Here is a 1435-nt window from a genome sequence, read left to right as displayed (position 1 = left end):
GGCTCTTCGCAAACGAGGGTGTAGCAGGGTGCTGTCCGTTGGCGGCGCGTTGGTGACCGGGTAGGGGTCGAGGTCTCCCGAGGATGAAGGTTCCTACGCCGCTCATCTGGAAGACCTCGACGTGCTTGACGCTACCTTCGCTGCTGCTGACCTGACCACGTTCGCCGGGCTGGACGAGCTCGGGTTGGAGGTGGTCGGGCAACGCCTTGAGCCCGATCGGGCGGTCCTGTCGTGTCGGGTGGTCGAGTCCGACGGGTGGTGTCGGCGGTGCGGGTGCGAGGGGGCGCCGCGTGACACGGTGACCCGACGGTTGGCGCACGAGCCGTTCGGGTGGCGTCCGACGGTGCTGGAGATCACGGTCCGCCGCTACCAGTGCACCGGGTGCGCCCACGTGTGGCGCCAGGACACCAGCGCCGCGGCCCAGCCGCGGGCGAAGCTGTCGCGGCGGGCGCTGTCCTGGGCGTTGCACGGTCTGGTCGTGGCGCATTTGTCCGTCGCCCGGATCGCCGAGGCCCTCGCGGTGTCGTGGAACACCGCGAACACCGCCGTCCTGGCCGAAGGACGCCGCGTGCTCATCGACGCCCCGTCCCGTTTCGACGCCGTCGCGGTGATCGGAGTCGACGAGCACGTGTGGCGTCACACCCGTCGCGGCGACAAGTACGTCACCGTGATCATCGACCTCACCCCGGTGCGCGACGGAACCGGGTCGGCACGCCTGCTGGACATGGTCCCGGGCCGCTCCAAGCAGGCGTTCAAGAGCTGGCTCGCTGCGCGGCCCGCCCCCTGGCGACAGGGCCTGGAGGTCGTGGCGATGGACGGGTTCACCGGCTTCAAGACCGCCACCACCGAGGAGCTGCCCGACGCCACGGCGGTGATGGACCCTTTCCACGTCGCACGCCTGGCCGGCGACGCGTTGGACCGGTGCCGGCGCCGCGTCCAGCAGGACCTGCATGGTCACCGCGGACGAGCCGGCGACCCGCTCTACCGAGCCCGACGGACCCTGCACACCGGCGCCGACCTGCTCACCGACCGCCAGCGAACACGGATCGAGGCACTGTTCGCCAGCGAGGAGCACGCCGCGGTCGAGGCAACCTGGGGCGTCTACCAGGCTGTCATCACCGCCTACCGCCACCCCGACCGGGCCACGGGCCGAGCGATGATGACCGAGGTGATCGCGTCGATCAGCCACGGCGTCCCGGCCGCCCTCAACGAACTCATCACCTTGGGGCGGACGTTGAAGAAGCGCGCCGCCGACGCCCTGGCCTACTTCGACCGCCCCGGCACCAGCAACGGCCCGACCGAGGCCATCAACGGGCGACTGGAGCACCTACGCGGCATCGCCCTCGGCTTCCGCAACCTCACCAACTACATCGCCCGCAGCCTGCTCGAGACCGGCGGCCTCAGACCGCGACTACACCCTCGATTGCGATGAGCC

At 70.5% G+C, this 1435-nt stretch carries 1 protein-coding gene; it reads left to right on the top strand.

The features are described 5' to 3' along the window. Positions 1 to 121 precede the first annotated feature (121 nt). Positions 122 to 1432, top strand: a complete 1311-nt coding sequence (locus tag GXB85_RS17735; protein WP_161918993.1) for an ISL3 family transposase — start codon at positions 122 to 124, stop codon at positions 1430 to 1432. Positions 1433 to 1435 lie beyond the last annotated feature (3 nt).

It is taken from the genome of Cellulomonas sp. APG4, from assembly GCF_009996735.1.
GTDB lineage: Bacteria > Actinomycetota > Actinomycetes > Actinomycetales > Cellulomonadaceae > Actinotalea.
The sequence above is the reverse complement of the archived record's forward strand: the minus strand, read 5'-3'. Positions and strand labels throughout refer to the sequence as shown.